This is a genomic window from Kitasatospora sp. NPDC088264, from assembly GCF_040685715.1.
GTDB lineage: Bacteria > Actinomycetota > Actinomycetes > Streptomycetales > Streptomycetaceae > Kitasatospora.
Genome location: NZ_JBFBIR010000045.1, coordinates 20,897 through 38,624, shown reverse-complemented (window position 1 = coordinate 38,624; position 17,728 = coordinate 20,897). Strand labels below are relative to the sequence as shown.

The window sequence follows — 17,728 nt, the reverse complement described above, 5'->3', positions numbered from 1 at the left end:
CTCGGGCTCCTCGGCGTCGGCTTGCCGGGGGAGTGGAAGCACCCCGGGCAGTGCGATCGGAGACCAGAATTTTCCGTGGAAAATTCTCCCAGCACGAGAGCACACCGGGGGGAGCATCACCGGCACCCCGCTCACGGACGGCTGTCCTCCCTGGTCCAGGCGCCGACGCCGAGCCGTCCCGTGGTACCCAGGTCGATCTCCGGGACGACCATCACCGGGGCCGCGTCGGGGGTGGCTCGGACCCGCACGTACGGGGCGTTCACCGGGCTGCCCGCCTCCACGGTGTTGCGCCACACCAGCGTGGAACGGGCGCCCTCTCCGGGGCGCAGCACGATCTCCTGCGGCGGGTCGTCCGCGCCGGTGCCGCCGGCGATCCCGGCGCCGCCGGACAGGAAGCGCACCCCGTCGACCGGCCGGTGCCCCACGTCGAGCAGTTGCAGCTTCGGGTAGCCGTTGACGGACACCGCGGACGTCCCGCAGTTGCGCAGGTGCAGGCCGACCGCGCGCAGGCCCATCGCGGCGTCGCCGTCATCCGCGTACAGCCGCAGGCCCGAGGCCGGGCAGGGGCCGCCCGGCCGCGAGGCCTCGGCGCTGGGCACACTGCGGACCTGGACGATCTTCACCAACGGTCCGGCGCCCGGCCGCGCCTGCCCGTGCCCGTCCAGCTCGATCCGACCCTTCGCGGTGGCCCCCGGAGCGAGCGAGGTGACGACCTGCGTCACGTTGTCCAGCGCACCCCCGGCCGCCGAGAGCCGGCTGAACACCGCTGTGACATCAGAGGTCTCGTCCTCCGGATTGGTGACCTCGTACTCGGCGCAGGCCGCACTGGCGGCCGTGATCCGCACCCCGCCCTGTGCGGGCCCGGGCGACGCCTGCGCATCGCGGGACGACGACGACGACGGCGACGGCGCCCCGCACGGCCCGGCACTGCCGGAGGCCGCCGGAATCCCCGTCGCCCCGTCTGCGCAGCCCACGAGCAGGGCCGCGCAGGCCGCGACCACCACAACCGCGGCAGCCGGCCGGCGGGCCGTCAGGTGATTCCCGGCGTTCTCGAACTGATGCATCAGCCGATGCGATCACGAACCACCCGGAACGACTATGAGCTGCGCCACTGCCCGCGCAACAGGACCGCAACGATCCGCCCGGCACCCGCCGAACCGAGCCCGGTCGGAGCTGCGGGCGCCCCTTCGCGCCGGCTGGCACCGTTGCCATCGGTGACCGGACCCCGCTGCCCGATGGTCCGAACCGGTCGCCTTCCGGCGCGGGGCGTGGTCTGCCGCGCGCGGTGGGGGATGTTCCGCGCCGGAGGCGACCAACAGAAAGGATTCTTCATGGTGGAGCACGTGTTCGCGCGCGTGGTACGGACGGTGACCGTCTCGGCCCTCGCCCTGGCGACGAGCGTCGGTGCGAGTGGTACGGCCGGCGCCGCCTCGCCGGAGGACCACCCCGTCGAGGTGAGCATCGGAGCCTCCGGTCTGCAAGCACCGGACACCGCGAAGGGCGGCCTGGTCAGTTTCCGGGTCAAGACGGACGACCCGAACGGCCGGCAGCTACAGCTGCTGCGTCCGCACGGGGGAGTGACCATCGACCAGGTCATCCGGGACCTCGCCGACGCGGTCAGCCCGTCGCCGGCCACCGCGAGCGCCGGGATCCGGGCGGTGAACGGTGAGGCGGACCTGCTGGGCGGGGCGCTGGTCACCTCGCAGGTGCACGAGCAGTTCACCGAGGAGGTCAGCCCCGGGCCGGTCTACCTGATGGACCTCACCGCGTTCCGGGCGGACCCGGCCCACCCGGTCTCCAGGCTGCTGAACCTGGTGGGCACGAACGGTCAGAACGACAACCAGGTCCGCTTCGACGACGGCATCGTGATCGAGAAGGACACGGCCGAGGGCCCGCGTTTCCAGACCGAGGACGTCGACCACGCGCACCTGGCCTACCTGGTGCACGACGGGTCCGAGCAGATCCACGAGATGCAGCTACGGCCGATCGGTGCGGACACCACCGACGAGCAGATCGGGGAGTACCTGAGGGACGTCGCGCTGGGCGGCCTGCCGGCCCGGTCCCCGTTCACCGGGCCGGCCACCGGCCTCGGCGCCATGTCCGGCGACCGCACCGCCTCCGTGCAGGCCCACGGCCTGCAGCCCGGACGGTACGTCCTGCTCTGCATGATTCCCGACGAGCGGACGGGCGTCCCGAACGCCGGCCTGGGCATGCGCAAGATCGTCACCCTGAAGTGACCGGCCGGGCCCTGGCACGCCGGCGGCAGCGGGCTGCCAGGGCCGACCGCCCCGGTCGGCGCATCTTCGCGATGGCGGGCCGGGTCAGGCGCCGAGCACGTCGTCGGCGCTGCGGGGTTCCGTGCGCGGCTGCTGGTTGAGCTTGTGGCGCGCGATGGAGGACCGCCGGTAGACCTCCTTGCGGGCCCGCATGATGTTGCCCAGGGGCGCGTGCTCGGCGGTGACCCGCCAGGGCGTGAAGGACAGCGAGTCCATCCTCTCCAGGTTCTCGGGGCCGGAGATGTCCTGCTGCGGCAGCCGCAGCTTGGCCACGGTGACGGACGGCGAGAGCTGCTCGGGCCACTCCACGGTGGTGTCCTCCACCGGCATGCGCTCCAGGTCGGTGCAGAGCTGGACCTGGATGTCGAAGGCGTAGGGCCGCTCCTGGAGCTCGGCTTGCAGGGCCGGCCGGAAGACCTCCGCCCCCGAGGCCGGGTCGATGGTGCGCCGGACCACCGCCGCGGCGAAGGCCGGGTCGGGGGTGATGCGCACCTTGGCGATGTAGTCCCCGTGCCGGACCGCGCCCATCGTCCAGTAGCTGGACAGCAGCAGGTTCGCCGGAGGCGTCTTCGACAGGCGGAGGAAGGCCAGGAACTCGTCCCAGGCCCAGTCGTCCTGGTCCAGCGTTCCTTTTCCGGTCACGAACTCGGTGAAGAACCGATGTGCGCCGGGTCGGCCCTGGGAGAAGTACGCCGGCGCGTTCAGGAACAGTTCCTGGATGAACAGGTAGTGCTCGACCGTGTTGCAGAAGAAGACCGGCCCGTTGATGTTGGCGTAGTCGAACGTGCCCGTGTCCGGTTCGTCCTCCAGCAGGGTCGGGCCGGGGATGTCGAACATCTTCAGCGCCAGTCCGGTGGCGGCGCCCAGACGCGCGTCGGCTCCGGCGTGGGGCGAGCCGTTGGAGAAGCGGATCAGCGCGTCGTGGGTTCCCGCAGTCGCGTAGATTCCCTGGGCGTACTCGGGGGGCAGCCCGTCCAGGATCTCCACTTCCCCTCGGACCAGCCCGTAGCCCTTGGCGTGGGCGTCGCGCAGGGCCCGTCCGGTGCCACCGGCCTTGACCGACTCGGCGATGTAGCTCTCGGTCTTCTCGATCACGGTCTGCACGTCGCGGTCGAAGTGGGGGTCGTCGTCTTCGACGTCGGGCGTGTAGCGGACGAACTGTGCTGTCATGACTCCGACCTCTCCTCGGAGAGTGCGACCGGACCTCAGGGGGTGGGAATCGCCCTCAGCCCTCCAGCTCGGCGAGCCAGCGCAGGGCGCGCAGACCCGGCAGGAAGCAGTACTCGCCGCCGCGGGTGACCACGAAGCTGGGCAGGTTCCTCAGACGACGCCGGACCGGCTTCTCGGGGATGGTGACGCTGCCGGTTCCGCCGTGATGCCCGGCCACCGGGTCCTTCTCGCCGGGGTAGCCGATGAAGTTGCCGTCGTTGACCCACTCGGCCTTGATGAACTCGAACTGCCGTTCCAGATGGGCCCCCATGAACACTCCGACCAGGCCGCGGTCGGCGCCGTCGTCCTCCAGCACGCCCTCGGGCAGCGGCGGGCCGTAGGTCGTGCCGCGCCGGATGAGCCGGTGCATCCGCGCGTCGCCGATGATGGTGGAATCACGGGGGTTGGTGCGCCGGATGTGCGCACCGGCCGGGCACCGGAAGCCGCGATCGTCGTTCTCCCGGTACAGGAAGTCGTTGACGCGGCGCGGATCGGCCGCCAGCTCCGGATCATCGTGCTCCGGCGCCAGCGTCAGCGGCGCCCCGCTCGGCCAGCGCCCGACCATCTTCGCCGCCAGCAGTGACTCCTCCTCGGCGCTGGAGCTGTTCGCCCGCAGGTACCGGCGCCATGCCGCCACGTTGGTGTGGATCTTGCGAACGGCCACGTAGGTCCCGTTGCGTCCCAGGACGTCGGGGCTGGGCACGGGCGGCAGGCTGCCGGTTTCGTCGGGGTAACCGAGGATGAACTCGCCGGCCTTGATCGGGGCTTCCTGCGGGTTGGAGCCGGGCAGCCCGACGCCCTCGATGTTCGGATGGCTGATGCCGTCACGGAAGCCGAAGGTGGTACGCCCGGTCGGGAGCTGGTGGACCTCCTGCTGCCAGATCACCTGGACACCGGGTGTGTCCTCGTAGGCGACACGGGCCCGTTCCAGCTCCCTCTCCAGCTGCGCCGCGTCGGAGGAGAGGGCGCTCAACGCGATGTGGACCTCACCGGTTCCGAACGGTGCCTCCCAGTGGGCCGGTGCACTCTCGCCCACGTCGCCGATCAGCCCGGCCCGAGCGGCCATGCCCTCGCGGAACGCCCGCGGAAAGCTGTCCAGCGACTCCCGGGGCACCCCCAGGGCCCTCAGCCCCTGGTAGGTGAACGCCACGGTCACCCAGGCATCCCGGCTCGGGTCCACGCTGGGCAGACCACCCGAGGTCAACGGGAGCAGTCGGCGCAGCAGGGCGCGCCCGACGTGGCGGTCATCCACGCGCAGGAAGACGAACCTTCCCTCGTAGGGCACGGGCCGTGGACGCAGGGCCCCGCTCTGGACGTCGTCGATCTCGACGCGCACGCCCGCCGCGCTGCTGCCGTCCGCTGTGTTCATGGTCGCTTGTGCCTCTCCACACCTGTCTCCGTATCTGTCTCTGCATCTGTCTCTGCCTGGACAGCCCGGCAACGGCCGACTCGCACCGGCCGAGTTGGTCCACCGATGGTGGGTGGGCTCCGACCGTCGGCCGTGCCCGGGTTCTATGCCGAGGCTTCCTCCAGCAGCTTCCGGAACGCCGGCGTGGCCACCAACTCCGCGTTGGCCGGGTTGTCCAGTGCCGCCCGGAACTGGGGGGTGTCCAGCACCTCCTGGAACGCGTCGTCCACGCGGTGGTCCTTGTAGATCTGCTGAACGGTGAGGTCGGGATAGGCGCTGACGAAGACCCCCGCGGGCTCCTGGTGGGCGACGAACCAGTCCTTCGCCCCCGGATCGGTGACGCCGGGGAACCCTTCGCTGTGCGAGAAGATCCTGTCGAAGCGGGACCCGACCACCGTCTGGGCGAAGTCGTCGATGTAGGTGTCCCAGGAGCCGTCGAAAACGCTGGCGAACATGAACCGGGTGTCGTTGTCGAAGATCACGTGCCGTGCGTCGTGCAAGGTGCCGATCTGGCGCACTGCCGCATGGACCTTCTCGTCGTCCGCCGAGTCGGCGAGCGTGGCCAGGTCCTCACGCAGCGCATCCGCGTGGCCCGGCTTGATCCTGGTGAAGACGGTGAACTCGCTGCAGACCCCATCCGACCTGCCCGGGCGTTCGGGGTGAGCCGATGGCGTTGCGCCTGTCGTCGCGGTCATCATGACGTCCTCCTGCCATGGTCGGTGCGAGGGTCGCCAACCGCCCGAACATGAGGCGCCATCGCCCTCACCTCTTCATCCTGACCCGAGCGCGACGGGGGCACCACCGGGCAACGAGCAGGCCGAGGCCCTCAGAGCTCCGAGAAGCTCACGAGGACAGCTTCGTCAGAGCGCAGGATCATGGAACATGGGCCTGCCGGGTTCGTCGTCACGCGCTCTGACTCCCGTCTGGAGGCAATCATGGGCAAAGTTCTCGGTGACGTCCTGGGTCTCGCAGCCGGCGTCGCGATCAGCCCACTGCCGATCATCGCCATCATCCTCATCCTCGCCACGCCTCGGGGACGCCTCAACGGAGTCCTCTTCGCCGTCGGCTGGATCCTGGGGCTCTCGGCGCTGGGCGCGGTGATGCTGGCGGTCGCTTCCCCCGCAGGCGCCTCTGCCCACGATCACCCGGCCACCTGGGTGGGAGTCCTCAAGCTCGTTCTGGGCCTGCTCCTCGTCCTCTTCGGCGCCCGGCAGTGGCACCGGCGCCCGAAGGATCCGTCGCAGGCCCAGCTGCCGAAGTGGATGAGCGTGATCGACCGCCTCACGCCGGTCAAGGTCCTCGCACTCGGACTGGCCCTGTCCGCGCTCAACGCCAAGAACGCCCCGCTGACCATCGCCGCGGGCGCCGCGATCGGCTCGGCCGGACTGCCGGTAGGGCAGCAGATCGCCTCACTGGCGGTCTTCGTCGTGATCGCCACCCTCGGCCTGTTGGCCCCCCTGGGAGTCTTCGTGCTCGGGGGAGAGCGAGCCCAGACCACGCTCGGTAACTGGAAGGACTGGGCAGCCCAGCACAACGTCGCCGTGATGGCGGTCCTGTTCTTCGTCCTCGGATTGAAACTGTTCGGAGACGGGATCTCCGTCCTCACCTCCTGACAGGCCGCTCCGTGAATCCCTTTCCTGGCGCGGAAGTCCGTGACCATGGAGGCGTCAGGTCGCGCCGATCGACAGGGCGCGGCACTGCCTAGTTTTCGCGCCGGGTCTCACGCCGGGTCTCGCGCTGGAGGTCGGCCACGTGGTGGAGGGCGGTCTTGAAGGCGGCGTACTCCCGCGCGCCCAGCGCCTTCGCGTGGCGCTCCTCGATCGAGCGCATGATGGCGGCGGCCGCCTCCATCTGGAGCAGGCCGCGTTCGGTGGGGTGGATCAGTTTGGCGCGGCGGTCCGCGGGGTCGGGTCTGCGTTCGACGTAACCCAGGCGTTCGAGGTCATCGACGAGGGTCCCGATGACCTGCTTGTGCTGTCCGGAGGCGCGGGCGAGTTCGCTGGCGCGGATGCCGTCGGTACGCAGGTAGGCGAGCACGGCGCCGGCGCGGGGCTGGATGTCGTCGAAGCCCTGCTCGGCGAGCACGGTGAACAGCTCGCGCTGGACGGAGAAGAGCACCCGGGCGGCGAGCACGCCGAGGTCCGGTTCCGCCGCCTGGTGTCCGCTCAACGCGTCTCCCGCTTCCGCCGTCTCTGGGCCCGCCCCGCGCTCCGCCCTGTGACCAGCAACTTTAGTCGCCCGCTCGGCGGGTTCGGGCGACACCCCAGGCGTTCCGGCGCCCCGCCCTGACCAGTGCTTGCGCCCCGGGGGACAGGGGTATAGCGTCAAAGTAGTCACTAATCTTGACTATCAATATCGGTGACTACTAGTGGCCAATGGAGCCGTGGCTCAACCCGAAGGAGCGCACGATGAGCGAGCACAGCAAGTTCCTGGAGCCGGTCACCCGGGAGAACGCCGCCGTGGTCCTGGTCGACCACCAGGTGGGCCTGCTGTCCGGCGTCCGGGACATCCCGCTCGGCGAGCTGAAGCACAACGTGGTCGCGCTGGCGCGCGCGGCGACCGTGCTCGGCATCCCGCTGGTCGTCACCACCACCGCGGCCGACAGCATGTGGGGGCCGACCGCCCCGGAACTGGTCCAGGCCCTGCCGGCCGGACAGCGGATCATCGACCGCAGCACGGTCAACGCCTGGCACGACGGCCGGGTCCGCGAGGCCATCGAGGCCACCGGGCGGCAGAAACTGATCTTCGCCGGAGTGTCCCTGGAGGTGTGCGCGGCGCTGCCCGCGATCGCCGCGACGGCCGCCGGGCACCACGCGTACGTCGCCGTGGACGCCTCCGGCACCTTCAGCCAGGCCAAGCGCGAGGCGGGACTGCTGCGCATGCAGCAGGCGGGCGTCACCGTCTCCGACTACGCCACCCTCATGGTCGAGGCCCTGGCCGACAACGCCGCCCCCGAGGCCGGCGACCTCTACGCCGCCCTCGACATGCCCTTCGCCGTCCTGGTCGGCCAGATCTCGGCGGCCGCCCGCCCCGCGTAACGGCCGGCGCACTCACCTGACCCGGCCGTCACCGACCCACCCCACGGGGGGATGCGCCTCGCCCGTCGCCCGTCGCCTGTCAGTGCCAGCTGGCATGCTGCCGGACGGAAGAGGACGGCAACGGGTGGCAAGGGCTGTGTGCGATGGGTTTTGAGGGCGGGGTCTGGCGTCTGGTGCGCCGGGAAGAGCCGGTGGGCGAGATCGTGGTCGAGGAGACGGACTTCCCGTGGCTCCACGGGCGCTTCGTGCCGGGAACGGCGTTCCCCGCCGTCCAGCCGCTCTTCGCCCGTTCGCTCGCGCTGTCCGAGGCGGAGGACTGGGAGGCCTTCGACGACGCGTACGACGAGATCGCGAGCACCGTGTCGATGCTCTCGCCCTCGGGCCCGGTCGCCGAGTTCCTGCTGCACATCCAGGACGACAGGGCTTGGTTCCGGTGGAGTGACGAGCCGTTCGAGGACGCGGACGGGCCGGGCGGAGGGGAGGCGGGCAGTGCCGGACCGTCCGCCGCCTGACCGAAGTTCTCGCACGCGAGCCGCTGGGCCGGAGCATCGGCTTCGGTGAGCGTCTCGCCGAGGCGCTCCACCGCCTGGACCAGGAGCAGTTCGGGACGCTGCCGATCACCGGGGCGGTGTTGCCCGACGGCTCGCCGTTCCCTCAGTCGAGCGACCACTTCCTGTACGCGCGAGCTGCGGTCGTGGCTGCGGGCCGCGACGTGTACGAGAGCGTGTTCCACGATCCCGAACGGTTCGCTCCGTTCACCGCGCGACAGTGCGAACCGCTGCTCTACGTGCACGAGGAGGCGTTCGAGCTTGTGACCGGGACGGAGTGGGACCGCCTCACCCGCTACGACTACGAGTCCTGCTCGAACGCGGACGGCTGGCCCGAGCTCCGCGGCTGAGCACCAACCGTCGCAGGGCACCGTTCACCGTAGAGCCGGTCTCCGGTCGCGGGCCGGTCCGCGTGGCGGCCGCACAGTGTTCAGCGGGATCGAGGAGCGGGCCCGGGCCCCGCTCGGTGGGCGAGCGGGGCCCGGTCCCCTGGCGGCTGCCGGTCCGTCCGGCAGGCAGGCAGACAGGCAGCTCAGGCTTCGATGTTCTCCAGGTCCGCGAGCAGGCCCGGGTGCGTCGGCTCCCAGCGGAGGGCGGTGCGGGTGTGAGCGCTGGAGGCAGGCTGGTCGGCCGCGAAGATCGGGCCGAGGGGACCGAAGCTCTCCTGCGGCACCGGCTCGACGGGAAGGTCGAGCCGCCGTCCGATGACCGCGGCGATGTCGCGTACCGCGTCGCCTTCGTCGGCGACGGCGTGCCACGCGCTTCCGGCCGGGGCCTTCTCCAGGGCGAGCCGGAACAGGACGGCGGCGTCGAGCGCGTGGACGGCGGGCCAGCGCTGCGCGCCGTCTCCGGGGTAGCCGGCGACGCCGGTGCCGCGGGCGATGTCGGTGAGCAGCCCGGCGAACCCGCCCTGGCCCCGGTTGTGGACCGTGCGCGGCAGTCGTACCGCCGAACTGCGTACGCCTCGTGAGGCGAGTGCGAGTGTGCGGTTCACCGACAGGCTGCGTCCGCTGACAGGTCCGTCCAGCGGCAGCGGGTCTTCCTCGGTCGAGGCGCGTCCCACCACGAGGGGCGTGCCGGACGCGGTGACGAGCGGCCTGTTCGTGCCGACGAGGGTGTCGCCGAGGGCCGCGAGTGCGGCGCTCTCCTCGGCGATCCCTCGCGCGAGTGCGTCGGGCGAGCTGAAGTCGTTGCTGAAGGCGAGGTGGATGACGCCGTCCGCCTGTTCCGCGCCGGTCCGCAGCACGTCGAGGTCGGCGAGCCCGCCACGGAGCACGTCGGCGCCGGCGGCTTTCGCGGTGGCCGCGGAGGCGTCGGATCGGGCGAGGGCGGTGACCAGGTGGCCTGCGGTGAGCAGTTCGGCGACGACGGCGGAGCCGATCAGGCCTGTGCCGCCGGTGATGAAGACGCGCATGGTGAGCTCCGAGGAGTGATGCGACTGTTGTCCCATCACTGTACGACGCGATGCGACACTTGTCCCGTCATCTAGACTGGCACTATGCCGCGATGGAAACCCGATGCCCGACAACGCCTGGTCGTGGCTGCGCTCGGCCTGTTCGCCGAGCAGGGCTACGACGAAACGACCGTCGCTCAGATCACCGAGCGGGCAGGGCTCACGCGGAGCACCTTCTTCCGCCACTTCACCGACAAGCGCGAGATCCTCACCATGGGACAGACGGCGCTCAGCCGCCTGCTGGCCGAGGGCATCGACGGCGCCCCTGCGGACGCGACGCCGATGACGGCCGTCGCGGCCGGACTCGAACGCGCATCGGGCGAGATGACGTCGTTCAACCGCGAGCTCAGCCCGCTGCTGCACGCGGCGATCGAGGCGAACGCGGAGTTGCAGGCGCGCAACGTGCTGAAGTGCATCGGCATGGCCACGGCGATGGTCGACGCGCTGAAGCGACGGAACGTCGCGGAACCCACGGCGCAGGTGGCCGCCGAACTCGGCGTCCTCGCGTTCAGGCTCGGCTACGCCCGGTGGGCCGACCCCAGCCGCGACGAGGACCCCGGCGAGCTGGCGCCCCACACGCGAGCCGCATTCGACCAACTCCGCGCGGCAGCCGCTGAGCTCCGCTGAGCTCAGCATCAGCCGCCACGAGGAGTCCTGCCGCCGGTTGCCGCCGCGTAGAGTGGACACAGAGAGTGCTGGATCACGGCTTCCCTTCTCGGAGGGTTATCGGTGAGACGCACGGATGCCTCCGGCGAGGCGGTGCCGGTCCGGCGGTTCCTGGACTTGGTCGACGGCGGCGCGAGTCGCGCCCGGCCGATCTGATCTGCGCGTCGGCGCCTCGTCTCGGGAGAGGCGATCCTGCTCGCGGAGGTTGCGGCGCGCGGGAGGAGACCTTCGCCATGAAACTGACCGCCGAGCGGCTGCGGACCTCCGTCCGCAGTGCCGCTCCGACCTCCACGCATCCGCCACCGGTGTCCGCCGCCGACGTCGGCCTGCTGGTACTCCGGCTCGCCGGCCTGCTGCTGGCCGGCCACGGTGCCCAGAAACTCTTCGGACTGTTCGGTGGCGCCGGCCTGAGCGCGACCGGTAAGGGCTTCGAGGCCCTGGGCTACCGGCCCGGTGTGCTCTTCGCCGCGCTGGGCGGCGCCTCGGAGCTGGCCGGCGGCCTGGGCCTCGCCCTCGGGCTGTTCACCCCGCTGGCCGCCGCCGCCGTGATCGGGGTGATGATCAACGCGATGTCCGTCAGCTCGGGCGGCGGCCTGTGGGCCGACAAGGGCGGCATGGAGTACCCGCTGTGCCTGGCGCTGATCGCGATCGCGGTCTCCGCCATCGGACCCGGACGCCTGGCGCTGGACCGTTCGTTCCGGTGGGGCCAGGGCGGGTGGTGGAGTGCGGCCGTCGCCCTGGGGATGGGCGGCATCGGCGCGGCCATCGTGCTGTCCCTGCAAGGGGTGACCCTCTAGCGCCACCAGCAACCAGGCGCACCCCTCACCCGGGACGTGCTCGGCATCGACCTGGACGGCGACCTGGTCGGCACCGTCGAAGCAGGGTGTGGCCGCCGGGCGGCAGAACCGCGTCCAACTTGCTGAGCCCGGCACGCGGGCGCGCTCATCCGGCGTGGTCGTAGTCCGGCAGGATCACGCCGTTGTGGGCGGCGCGTCCCTCGGCGCCCGCCGGGTTGGTGGGGTTGCGCAGGGTCGCGTTGCGGGTGTCGAGCAGGTCCTGGGTGCCGGGGATGAGGGTGCTGCCGCCGGAGGCGGCCAGCGCCTGGTTCCGCTCCACGAAGGGGCGTGCCTTGCGCTCGTAGGCCGCGAAGGCGGCCGCGTGGTCGGTGTGGCCGGCCAGTTCTCCGGCCAGGAGGTAGGCGCCGACGAGCGAGACGCTGGAGCCCTGGCCGGACAGGAACGAGGTCGCGTGGGCCGCGTCACCGGCGAGGGCGACGCGGCCGCGGGACCAGGTGGGCATGTGGATCTGGCTGACGACGTCGAAGAACAGGTCGTCGGCCTCGCGCATCGCGTTCACCAGGCGCGGGATGTGCCAGCCGTGCTCGGGGAAGGCGGCGGCGACGAGTTCGCGCTGCGCCTGCGGGTCCCGGAAGGCGTCGACGGGGGCGTCCTCCCGCTTGAGGACGAGGAACCCGTGTACGCGCTCGGCGGGTTCGTGGGCGTAGAGGACGGCCGCCCGGCCTGGCGTGTTCCAGACGATCCCTTCGTGGGCGAGGCCCAGGTCGTTCGCGAGGGTGAAACCGGCGAAGACGTGGCCGAGGTAGTGGTGGAACGCGTCCTCGGGGCCGAAGACCAGCCCGCGGGTGTTGGAGTGCAGCCCGTCCGTACCGATCACCAGGTCGAAGGTGCGGTGGGCGCCGCTGTCGAAGGTGACGTCGACGCGGTCCGCCCGGTCGTCCAGGGTGGCGATGGAGTCGCCGAAGAGGAATTCGACCCGGTGGCGGAGCGGAGCGTAGAGGGCGCTCGCCAGGTCGCCACGCCGTACTTCCAGGTCCAGGCCTGCGGCGCCTCCGTTGACGGTTTCGGGGGCGACGGAGCCGATGGGCGCCCCGTCGGCGTCCACGAACGAGAGCTTGCGCGTGTCCACGTGGGCCTCGCGCAGTTGCGGGAGCAGCCCCATGCGGTCGACGACCTCGCGGGCGGCGCCGCGGATGTCGATGGCGTACCCGCCGCCCCGTACGGCTGACGCGCGCTCGACGACGGTGACGTCGAAGCCGTAGCGGTCGAGCCAGTAGGCGAGGGCCGGGCCGGCGATGCTCGCGCCCGAGATGAGGACCTTGCGGTTCGCGGAGTGGTTGTTCACGGTGTGCTCTCCTCCTGGCTGTCGCATCCTGGCGGTCACACCGAAGATGCGTACCTTAGGTATCTTTATGGACGGCACGGCGCACCCGCGGAGAGCGGGCGCAACCCCAGGATATAGATACCTAAGTTAGGTATTCAAGTGGAGGTGGTGGTCCGATGACCGCGGACTCGCGGGACAACCCCGGCGCGGACGAGCAGGCGGCAGCCGTCTGGGCGGCCCTGCCCCGGCTGGCCCAGCTGAGCAACGCCATGACCCGCGGCCGCCTGGCCGAACGGGCGGCCGAGGCGGCGGGACTCGCCCTGGACCGCCCCGCACTGAGCGCGCTCATGACCCTGCACATGGCGGACCGGCCGCTGCGCATCGGGGAGATCGCCGAACGGATGCAGGTGGTCGGCCCGCACGTCACGCGACAGGTCCAGGCGCTGGAGCGGCGCGGCCTCGTCCATCGCGTCGGCGACCCGCACGACCGGCGTGCCAGCCTCATCGAGGCGACCGCTGAAGGGACGAGGGCCGCGAACGCCTACGCGACGTCCATGATCGGCTGGTTCACGGACGCGACGGCGCACTGGTCGGACCAGGACCGCGGGGACCTGGGCCGATTGCTCGCGAGGCTGGCCGACGACGTCATCGCCCGCTTGGCCCTCCTCGACGACGACGACAGGCCATCGCCCGCCACCTGACCGCACACGGCCGCAGCCGCGCCGTTGACCGTCGATCACCACCCGGCCGGTCCGCGGCGGCGCGCCCCGCCGTTGCGCCCCGCCGTTGTGCCGCCTCCTATCGGGCGGCGGCCTCGTGGTGAATCATGGAGGCGGCCGAACGGAGCGAGGGCCTCGGGGCGGACGGCATCAGGTCGGCCGTCGAGGGTCCTCATCGAGTGGGATGGGAACAGCATGCCTCTTAGCGGCGAATACGAGCCGAGCCCGGAGAAGTGGGTCAGCGACCAGGTCGCGTTGTACGAGGGCTCCGGGGGCGCCGAGGGCACGACGCTCCGGGGCGTGCCGGTGGTCGTCCTCACCAGCCTGGGGGCCAAGAGCGGGAAGATCCGCAAGAACCCGCTGATGCGGGTGGAACACGAGGGGACGTACGCCCTGGTGGCCTCGCAGGGCGGCGCGCCCAAGAATCCGACCTGGTACCACAACCTGGTCGCGCATCCGCGGGTCGAGCTCCAGGACGGCGGCGTGCGCCAGGACATGACGGCCCGCGAGGTCGAGGGCGCGGAGCGGGAGCTGTGGTGGTCCCGCGCGGTCGAGGTCTGGCCGGACTACGCCGAATACCAGACGAAGACGGACCGGGTGATCCCTGTCTTCGTGTTGGAGCCGGAGACCGCCGGCCGTTGACCCCGAACGGCTCGGGCGGGGCCCGGACGGTCAGAAACCGCCCACCCGCCCGAGCCCTTCGGCCGGGACGGCAGCTCCAGTGCGCGACATGGCACGAACGGAGAACCCGGCCGAAGCGGGCGAACCACTCGGACGAGGTCCTGCCGCCGCTCAAGCGTGCCGTCGGTGGGGTGGCGGCCGTCGACGTCAGCGGGGCCGTCGGGGCCTGGAGCCCCTCGTACCTCAGGAAGGCAGTCGAGCGGTACACCGACGGGTCGGCCCCCGAGCCGACGGGTGACGCGAAGGGGATCGGTGACGTCGTGGCCGAGCTCCCGGGCGACCGCCACGGGCCGGCCCGGCCCGGATCCGACCCCGTAGGCGGTGCGTTCGGCGTCCACGGGTCAGTCCGCCGACGCCCGACAGCCGCAGGGCCGTAGTCGCCCCCGGCACCACACCATCCTCACCGTCAGATGGCGGTCGGCCGCGGCCCTGGAGATCACGACCCCGGCCTCGGCCGCGAGATCGATGCCGAACCCGACCTCCACCTCGGCCGGCCCCGCCTCGCGCAACCGGGCCAGCACGGTGCTCGCCGTCGCGGTGACCGGGCCCAGCACCGTGGACAGCCCCACCGGTAGATCGCGTCACCGGCCCGGCCCGCCTTCACCGGCCCGGCCGCACCGTCCACAGCCTCGACGAGGATGGATCCACCGCCGTCGAGCGGGACCCGGACAAGCTGCTGACCCATGTCTGCACGGCCCAGCCTTCGCCGCGCAGCGCGGGTGTCAACGCCCTGGCCGCGAGCACCCGCCATGGAGCTGATGGACAGTCAGATTTCCTGCCGAGCCTGCCGAGCCTGCCGAGCCTGCCGAGCCTGCCGAGCCTGACGATCGCACGTTCAAGGCCACATTCCGAACCGTCACCGGCCGCATTCCGGAACGTCGATCGCCCTGCCGCCGTATGCGCCGGCCCGAGGCACTGGGCGTCCGCATCCGACCACGGTGGACGGCTTGGGCCAATGCCGGTTCAGGCCAGCACGGACCCCTAGTTGGGCCACTGGTCAGAGGGCAGGATCGTACCCAACGGCAGCGACAAGCAGCCGAAAGGAACCGGGGCAGCGTCATCGCGGGACGCACCGGATCCGGACCACCTCCCGTCGCGCGTGTGTTCCGAAGGAGCCCTGCCATGATCCGCACCCGCATCGCGAAGGCCGCCGCGGTCGCCGCCCTCGTCACCCCGCTCGTCACCGCCACCCCGCTTCCGACGCCGCCCCTTGTGAGCATCGACACCATGGGCCGGCAGTAGCAGCCCACTTCGGGCCCACCCGCACGTCACCGGCCCGGGCACCGCGTCCGTCGCCGTGACGGCGCCGCGCGGCCGGGGCGGTCGCCGGACCGGGGCGTTCTCACTCTGCTCTCACGTGTTGCACACCGGGCTCGTCCATGCCCTGTCCGGCGCACGGTCGAGGCGAATTCCCTCAGTGCCCTCGAGACCTGTCGTGGCCCGGATCTCTGGCGACGACACATCCGACCCGCGAACGAAGGAAACATTTCACGATGAAGAAGGCTGTGCGCAATGCCCTGCAACTCCTCGTGGTGAGTGCGGTGCTGGCCGGCGGGGCGATGGCCGCGACGAGCCCCGCGCACGCGACCCTGCCCGATGTGTCCTGCGGCACGATCACCTCCGCCGACACCACCGCCGCCGCCCAACTGAACCAACAGCTCACCGGCAGCCTGCGGAACGCGATGAACGCGTACCGGATGTCCTGCGCCCGGGCCATCGTCAACACCGTGCGGGCCAACGGACTACCGCAGCAGGCCGAGGTCATCGCGATCACCACGGCGATCGTGGAATCCACCCTGCGGAACAACCCGAACATGGAGGACCACGACAGTGTCGGCCTGTTCCAGCAGCGGGCCTCGTGGGGCACCACCGCGCAGCGGCTCGATCCGGCGACGACGACCCGCAAGTTCATCAGCGCGATGCTCTCGACGTATCCGAACAACACTTGGCAGAGCAAGCCGATCGGCGAGGTCTGCCAAGGCGTCCAGCAGTCGGCCTATCCCGACCTCTACCAGGTTCAGGCGGCCGACGCGCAGAAGATCGTCAACGCCATCGGCCAGAGCCCCGCAACTCCGGTGGGGATGACGGGTTTTGCGTCGGCTGACTTCAATGGTGACGGGAAGACCGATCTGGCGGCGGTGGACGCGGCGACGGGGAAGATGTACCTGTACCCGGGGACCGGTGTCGGTACGTTCGGTGAGCGGAGTCTGATCGGTACCGGTTGGGACACGGTCAGCAATGTGACACCGGGTGACTTCAACGGTGACGGGAAGATCGACCTCGCCGCGGTGAACACCGCCAACGGGAATCTGTACGTCTATCCGGGCAATGGCGCCGGCGCGTTCGGCGCGCCGTGGTCGGCAGGTACCGGCTGGAACAACCTGGACCACCTCATCGGAGGTGACTTCAATGGTGACGGTAAGTCGGATATCGCCGCGGTCGGCACTGGCGACGGGAATCTGTACGTCTATCCGGGCAACGGCGCCGGTTCCTTCGCGGCGCCGATCAACGCCGGTACCGGCTGGAACACCCTGGGCAAGTTCGCCGGCGGTGACTTCAATGGTGACGGTAAGTCGGACATCGCGGCGGTCGGTACTGCTGACGGGAATCTGTACGTCTATCCGGGCAACGGCGCCGGTTCCTTCGCGGCGCCGATCAACGCCGGTACCGGCTGGAACATCATGCGCGACCTCATCGGCGGTGACTTCAACGCCGATGGCAGGACCGACCTCGCCGCCGTCCAGGCCCCCCAGGGATCGACGGGTGACATGTACTTCTACCCCGGCACCGGTCAGAGCACCTTCGGCAACCGCACCAACATCGGCACCGACTGGTAGACCCTGAGTTCCGCTCCCGCTCTGAGCTTGGCGTTTATCGTCGCAGGTCACTCGACCTGCGACGATGAACGCCAAGCTCAGAGCTCGGGGAGCGGGCAGCCCCGGCCGCTGCCGATCAGCTTGTTGACGATGCTCAGCGCGTCCTCGTGGCGGAACAGCACGGCGTACGGCAGTGCCGCCGCCGAGTGCCGTCGGACCAGTGTGGTCTGGTCCTCGGGAAGTTCCGGGTCCGCGACCAGCTCTGCCTGTGCGAGCAGTTCGGGTTGGTCGGTGCGGACCAGCTCCGCAGCGCAGAACCGTTCGAGTTGGTCCGGCCACGCCACGGCGACGCTCGGGCGCGGCCCGGGGGCAGCCGCCGGGGTCGCCAGCCAGGCCCGCACCGGGTCGTCGGAGGGGACGCGGCCGGGTTCGAAGAACGACCAGAACGTTCCCGGCCACATGGCGGAGGCGCGGTAGGCGGTGATCGACACATGGCTGCCCGTGGTCAGGTCGACTGCCAGGTGCACCGGTACGCCTTCCTCGTACCAGTGCGCTCCGTACTCACAGACGGCGAAGCGACGTCCGTCGTGGTCGAGGAGTACGAACGAGGTGTTACGGCGGCGCTCGGTGGCCAGGTCATGCCGTGTCACCAGGACGTCCAGCAACTCCTGGTGCCGTTCCGGTAGTTCCTCGCGGGAGAGGTCGAGCACGGGAGCCTCCAGGTCGACTGTTCGGCAGATCGGGTTCCCACTCTGCCCGTCCGGGGGCGATGAGGTGTGCGAATTCGATGTTT

At 70.8% G+C, this 17,728-nt stretch carries 19 protein-coding genes; 10 read left to right on the top strand and 9 right to left on the bottom strand.

The window, feature by feature from the left end; translation table 11 throughout:
- Nucleotides 1-131: 131 nt before the first annotated feature.
- The gene (locus AB0O82_RS27735; RefSeq protein WP_363586647.1) at nucleotides 132-1,064 is read right to left on the bottom strand and encodes a DUF4232 domain-containing protein; all 933 of its coding nucleotides are present in this window, start codon (nucleotides 1,062-1,064) and stop codon (nucleotides 132-134) included.
- 267 nt (nucleotides 1,065-1,331) lie between these two features.
- Here AB0O82_RS27735 and AB0O82_RS27730 point away from each other — a divergent pair, with 267 nt between their 5' ends.
- Nucleotides 1,332-2,237, top strand: coding sequence for a hypothetical protein (locus AB0O82_RS27730; RefSeq protein ID WP_363586646.1), 906 nt, complete (start codon nucleotides 1,332-1,334; stop codon nucleotides 2,235-2,237).
- Between the two features lie 84 nt (nucleotides 2,238-2,321).
- Here the strand turns inward: AB0O82_RS27730 and AB0O82_RS27725 are convergent, their stop codons facing one another.
- The 3 genes from AB0O82_RS27725 to AB0O82_RS27715 all read right to left on the bottom strand — a co-directional run bounded on the left by AB0O82_RS27725 (nucleotide 2,322) and on the right by AB0O82_RS27715 (nucleotide 5,591).
- Nucleotides 2,322-3,446, bottom strand: coding sequence for a catalase family protein (locus tag AB0O82_RS27725; RefSeq protein ID WP_363586645.1), 1,125 nt, complete (start codon nucleotides 3,444-3,446; stop codon nucleotides 2,322-2,324).
- 55 nt (nucleotides 3,447-3,501) lie between these two features.
- Nucleotides 3,502-4,854, bottom strand: coding sequence for a Dyp-type peroxidase (locus AB0O82_RS27720; protein WP_363586644.1), 1,353 nt, complete (start codon nucleotides 4,852-4,854; stop codon nucleotides 3,502-3,504).
- A gap of 143 nt (nucleotides 4,855-4,997) precedes the next feature.
- On the bottom strand, nucleotides 4,998-5,591 hold the full coding sequence (locus AB0O82_RS27715) for a hypothetical protein (protein WP_363586643.1): 594 nt from the start codon (nucleotides 5,589-5,591) through the stop codon (nucleotides 4,998-5,000).
- Between the two features lie 237 nt (nucleotides 5,592-5,828).
- Between AB0O82_RS27715 and AB0O82_RS27710 the strand changes: the two genes are divergently transcribed.
- Nucleotides 5,829-6,506 (top strand): GAP family protein, encoded by a 678-nt coding sequence (locus AB0O82_RS27710; RefSeq protein WP_363586642.1) that lies wholly within the window; start codon nucleotides 5,829-5,831, stop codon nucleotides 6,504-6,506.
- 88 nt (nucleotides 6,507-6,594) lie between these two features.
- Here the strand turns inward: AB0O82_RS27710 and AB0O82_RS27705 are convergent, their stop codons facing one another.
- On the bottom strand, nucleotides 6,595-7,062 hold the full coding sequence (locus AB0O82_RS27705) for a MarR family transcriptional regulator (protein ID WP_363586641.1): 468 nt from the start codon (nucleotides 7,060-7,062) through the stop codon (nucleotides 6,595-6,597).
- Between the two features lie 239 nt (nucleotides 7,063-7,301).
- Between AB0O82_RS27705 and AB0O82_RS27700 the strand changes: the two genes are divergently transcribed.
- The 3 genes from AB0O82_RS27700 to AB0O82_RS27690 all read left to right on the top strand — a co-directional run bounded on the left by AB0O82_RS27700 (nucleotide 7,302) and on the right by AB0O82_RS27690 (nucleotide 8,829).
- On the top strand, nucleotides 7,302-7,931 hold the full coding sequence (locus AB0O82_RS27700) for an isochorismatase family protein (protein WP_363586640.1): 630 nt from the start codon (nucleotides 7,302-7,304) through the stop codon (nucleotides 7,929-7,931).
- A gap of 143 nt (nucleotides 7,932-8,074) precedes the next feature.
- Nucleotides 8,075-8,443, top strand: a complete 369-nt coding sequence (locus tag AB0O82_RS27695) for a hypothetical protein (RefSeq protein ID WP_363586639.1) — start codon at nucleotides 8,075-8,077, stop codon at nucleotides 8,441-8,443.
- Complete coding sequence (locus tag AB0O82_RS27690) at nucleotides 8,440-8,829, top strand: DUF4240 domain-containing protein (RefSeq protein WP_363586666.1); 390 nt, start codon at nucleotides 8,440-8,442, stop codon at nucleotides 8,827-8,829. Before AB0O82_RS27695 ends, AB0O82_RS27690 begins: the two co-directional genes overlap by 4 nt.
- Nucleotides 8,830-9,011: 182 nt before the next feature.
- On the opposite strand, the gene AB0O82_RS27685 is transcribed toward AB0O82_RS27690, so the two are convergent.
- Nucleotides 9,012-9,893 (bottom strand): SDR family oxidoreductase, encoded by an 882-nt coding sequence (locus AB0O82_RS27685; RefSeq protein WP_363586638.1) that lies wholly within the window; start codon nucleotides 9,891-9,893, stop codon nucleotides 9,012-9,014.
- An 84-nt stretch (nucleotides 9,894-9,977) separates the two neighbouring features.
- On the opposite strand from AB0O82_RS27685, the gene AB0O82_RS27680 reads away from it, so the two are divergent.
- Nucleotides 9,978-10,559 carry a helix-turn-helix domain-containing protein gene (locus AB0O82_RS27680; RefSeq protein WP_363586637.1) on the top strand — a complete coding sequence of 194 codons (582 nt, stop codon included), beginning with the start codon at nucleotides 9,978-9,980 and terminating at the stop codon, nucleotides 10,557-10,559.
- A 272-nt stretch (nucleotides 10,560-10,831) separates the two neighbouring features.
- Nucleotides 10,832-11,395, top strand: coding sequence for a DoxX family protein (locus AB0O82_RS27675; RefSeq protein WP_363586636.1), 564 nt, complete (start codon nucleotides 10,832-10,834; stop codon nucleotides 11,393-11,395).
- A gap of 145 nt (nucleotides 11,396-11,540) precedes the next feature.
- Here the strand turns inward: AB0O82_RS27675 and AB0O82_RS27670 are convergent, their stop codons facing one another.
- Entirely contained in the window at nucleotides 11,541-12,767 is a 1,227-nt protein-coding gene (locus AB0O82_RS27670) for an FAD-dependent monooxygenase (protein ID WP_363586665.1), read from the bottom strand.
- Nucleotides 12,768-12,895: 128 nt separating this feature from the next.
- On the opposite strand from AB0O82_RS27670, the gene AB0O82_RS27665 reads away from it, so the two are divergent.
- Nucleotides 12,896-13,420 carry a MarR family transcriptional regulator gene (locus tag AB0O82_RS27665; protein WP_363586635.1) on the top strand — a complete coding sequence of 175 codons (525 nt, stop codon included), beginning with the start codon at nucleotides 12,896-12,898 and terminating at the stop codon, nucleotides 13,418-13,420.
- Between the two features lie 213 nt (nucleotides 13,421-13,633).
- Nucleotides 13,634-14,080: a nitroreductase family deazaflavin-dependent oxidoreductase gene (locus AB0O82_RS27660; RefSeq protein ID WP_363586634.1), complete on the top strand. Its 447-nt coding sequence runs from the start codon at nucleotides 13,634-13,636 to the stop codon at nucleotides 14,078-14,080.
- A 380-nt stretch (nucleotides 14,081-14,460) separates the two neighbouring features.
- On the opposite strand, the gene AB0O82_RS27655 is transcribed toward AB0O82_RS27660, so the two are convergent.
- On the bottom strand, nucleotides 14,461-14,688 hold the full coding sequence (locus tag AB0O82_RS27655) for a CU044_2847 family protein (protein ID WP_363586633.1): 228 nt from the start codon (nucleotides 14,686-14,688) through the stop codon (nucleotides 14,461-14,463).
- Between the two features lie 924 nt (nucleotides 14,689-15,612).
- Between AB0O82_RS27655 and AB0O82_RS27650 the strand changes: the two genes are divergently transcribed.
- Nucleotides 15,613-16,956, top strand: coding sequence for a VCBS repeat-containing protein (locus AB0O82_RS27650; protein ID WP_363586632.1), 1,344 nt, complete (start codon nucleotides 15,613-15,615; stop codon nucleotides 16,954-16,956).
- A gap of 77 nt (nucleotides 16,957-17,033) precedes the next feature.
- Here AB0O82_RS27650 and AB0O82_RS27645 read toward each other — a convergent pair whose 3' ends face one another.
- Nucleotides 17,034-17,645, bottom strand: coding sequence for a hypothetical protein (locus AB0O82_RS27645; RefSeq protein WP_363586631.1), 612 nt, complete (start codon nucleotides 17,643-17,645; stop codon nucleotides 17,034-17,036).
- Nucleotides 17,646-17,728: the final 83 nt, after the last annotated feature.

Bases quoted from the DNA above. Each gene is read 5' to 3' on its own strand.
- AB0O82_RS27735 (WP_363586647.1), bottom strand. From the start codon at position 1,064: ATGCATCAGTTCGAGAACGCCGGGAATCACCTGACGGCCCGCCGGCCG.
- AB0O82_RS27730 (WP_363586646.1), top strand. From the start codon at position 1,332: ATGGTGGAGCACGTGTTCGCGCGCGTGGTACGGACGGTGACCGTCTCG.
- AB0O82_RS27725 (WP_363586645.1), bottom strand. From the start codon at position 3,446: ATGACAGCACAGTTCGTCCGCTACACGCCCGACGTCGAAGACGACGAC.
- AB0O82_RS27720 (WP_363586644.1), bottom strand. From the start codon at position 4,854: ATGAACACAGCGGACGGCAGCAGCGCGGCGGGCGTGCGCGTCGAGATC.
- AB0O82_RS27715 (WP_363586643.1), bottom strand. From the start codon at position 5,591: ATGATGACCGCGACGACAGGCGCAACGCCATCGGCTCACCCCGAACGC.
- AB0O82_RS27710 (WP_363586642.1), top strand. From the start codon at position 5,829: ATGGGCAAAGTTCTCGGTGACGTCCTGGGTCTCGCAGCCGGCGTCGCG.
- AB0O82_RS27700 (WP_363586640.1), top strand. From the start codon at position 7,302: ATGAGCGAGCACAGCAAGTTCCTGGAGCCGGTCACCCGGGAGAACGCC.
- AB0O82_RS27695 (WP_363586639.1), top strand. From the start codon at position 8,075: ATGGGTTTTGAGGGCGGGGTCTGGCGTCTGGTGCGCCGGGAAGAGCCG.
- AB0O82_RS27685 (WP_363586638.1), bottom strand. From the start codon at position 9,893: ATGCGCGTCTTCATCACCGGCGGCACAGGCCTGATCGGCTCCGCCGTC.
- AB0O82_RS27680 (WP_363586637.1), top strand. From the start codon at position 9,978: ATGCCGCGATGGAAACCCGATGCCCGACAACGCCTGGTCGTGGCTGCG.
- AB0O82_RS27675 (WP_363586636.1), top strand. From the start codon at position 10,832: ATGAAACTGACCGCCGAGCGGCTGCGGACCTCCGTCCGCAGTGCCGCT.
- AB0O82_RS27670 (WP_363586665.1), bottom strand. From the start codon at position 12,767: ATGCGACAGCCAGGAGGAGAGCACACCGTGAACAACCACTCCGCGAAC.
- AB0O82_RS27665 (WP_363586635.1), top strand. From the start codon at position 12,896: ATGACCGCGGACTCGCGGGACAACCCCGGCGCGGACGAGCAGGCGGCA.
- AB0O82_RS27660 (WP_363586634.1), top strand. From the start codon at position 13,634: ATGCCTCTTAGCGGCGAATACGAGCCGAGCCCGGAGAAGTGGGTCAGC.
- AB0O82_RS27650 (WP_363586632.1), top strand. From the start codon at position 15,613: ATGAAGAAGGCTGTGCGCAATGCCCTGCAACTCCTCGTGGTGAGTGCG.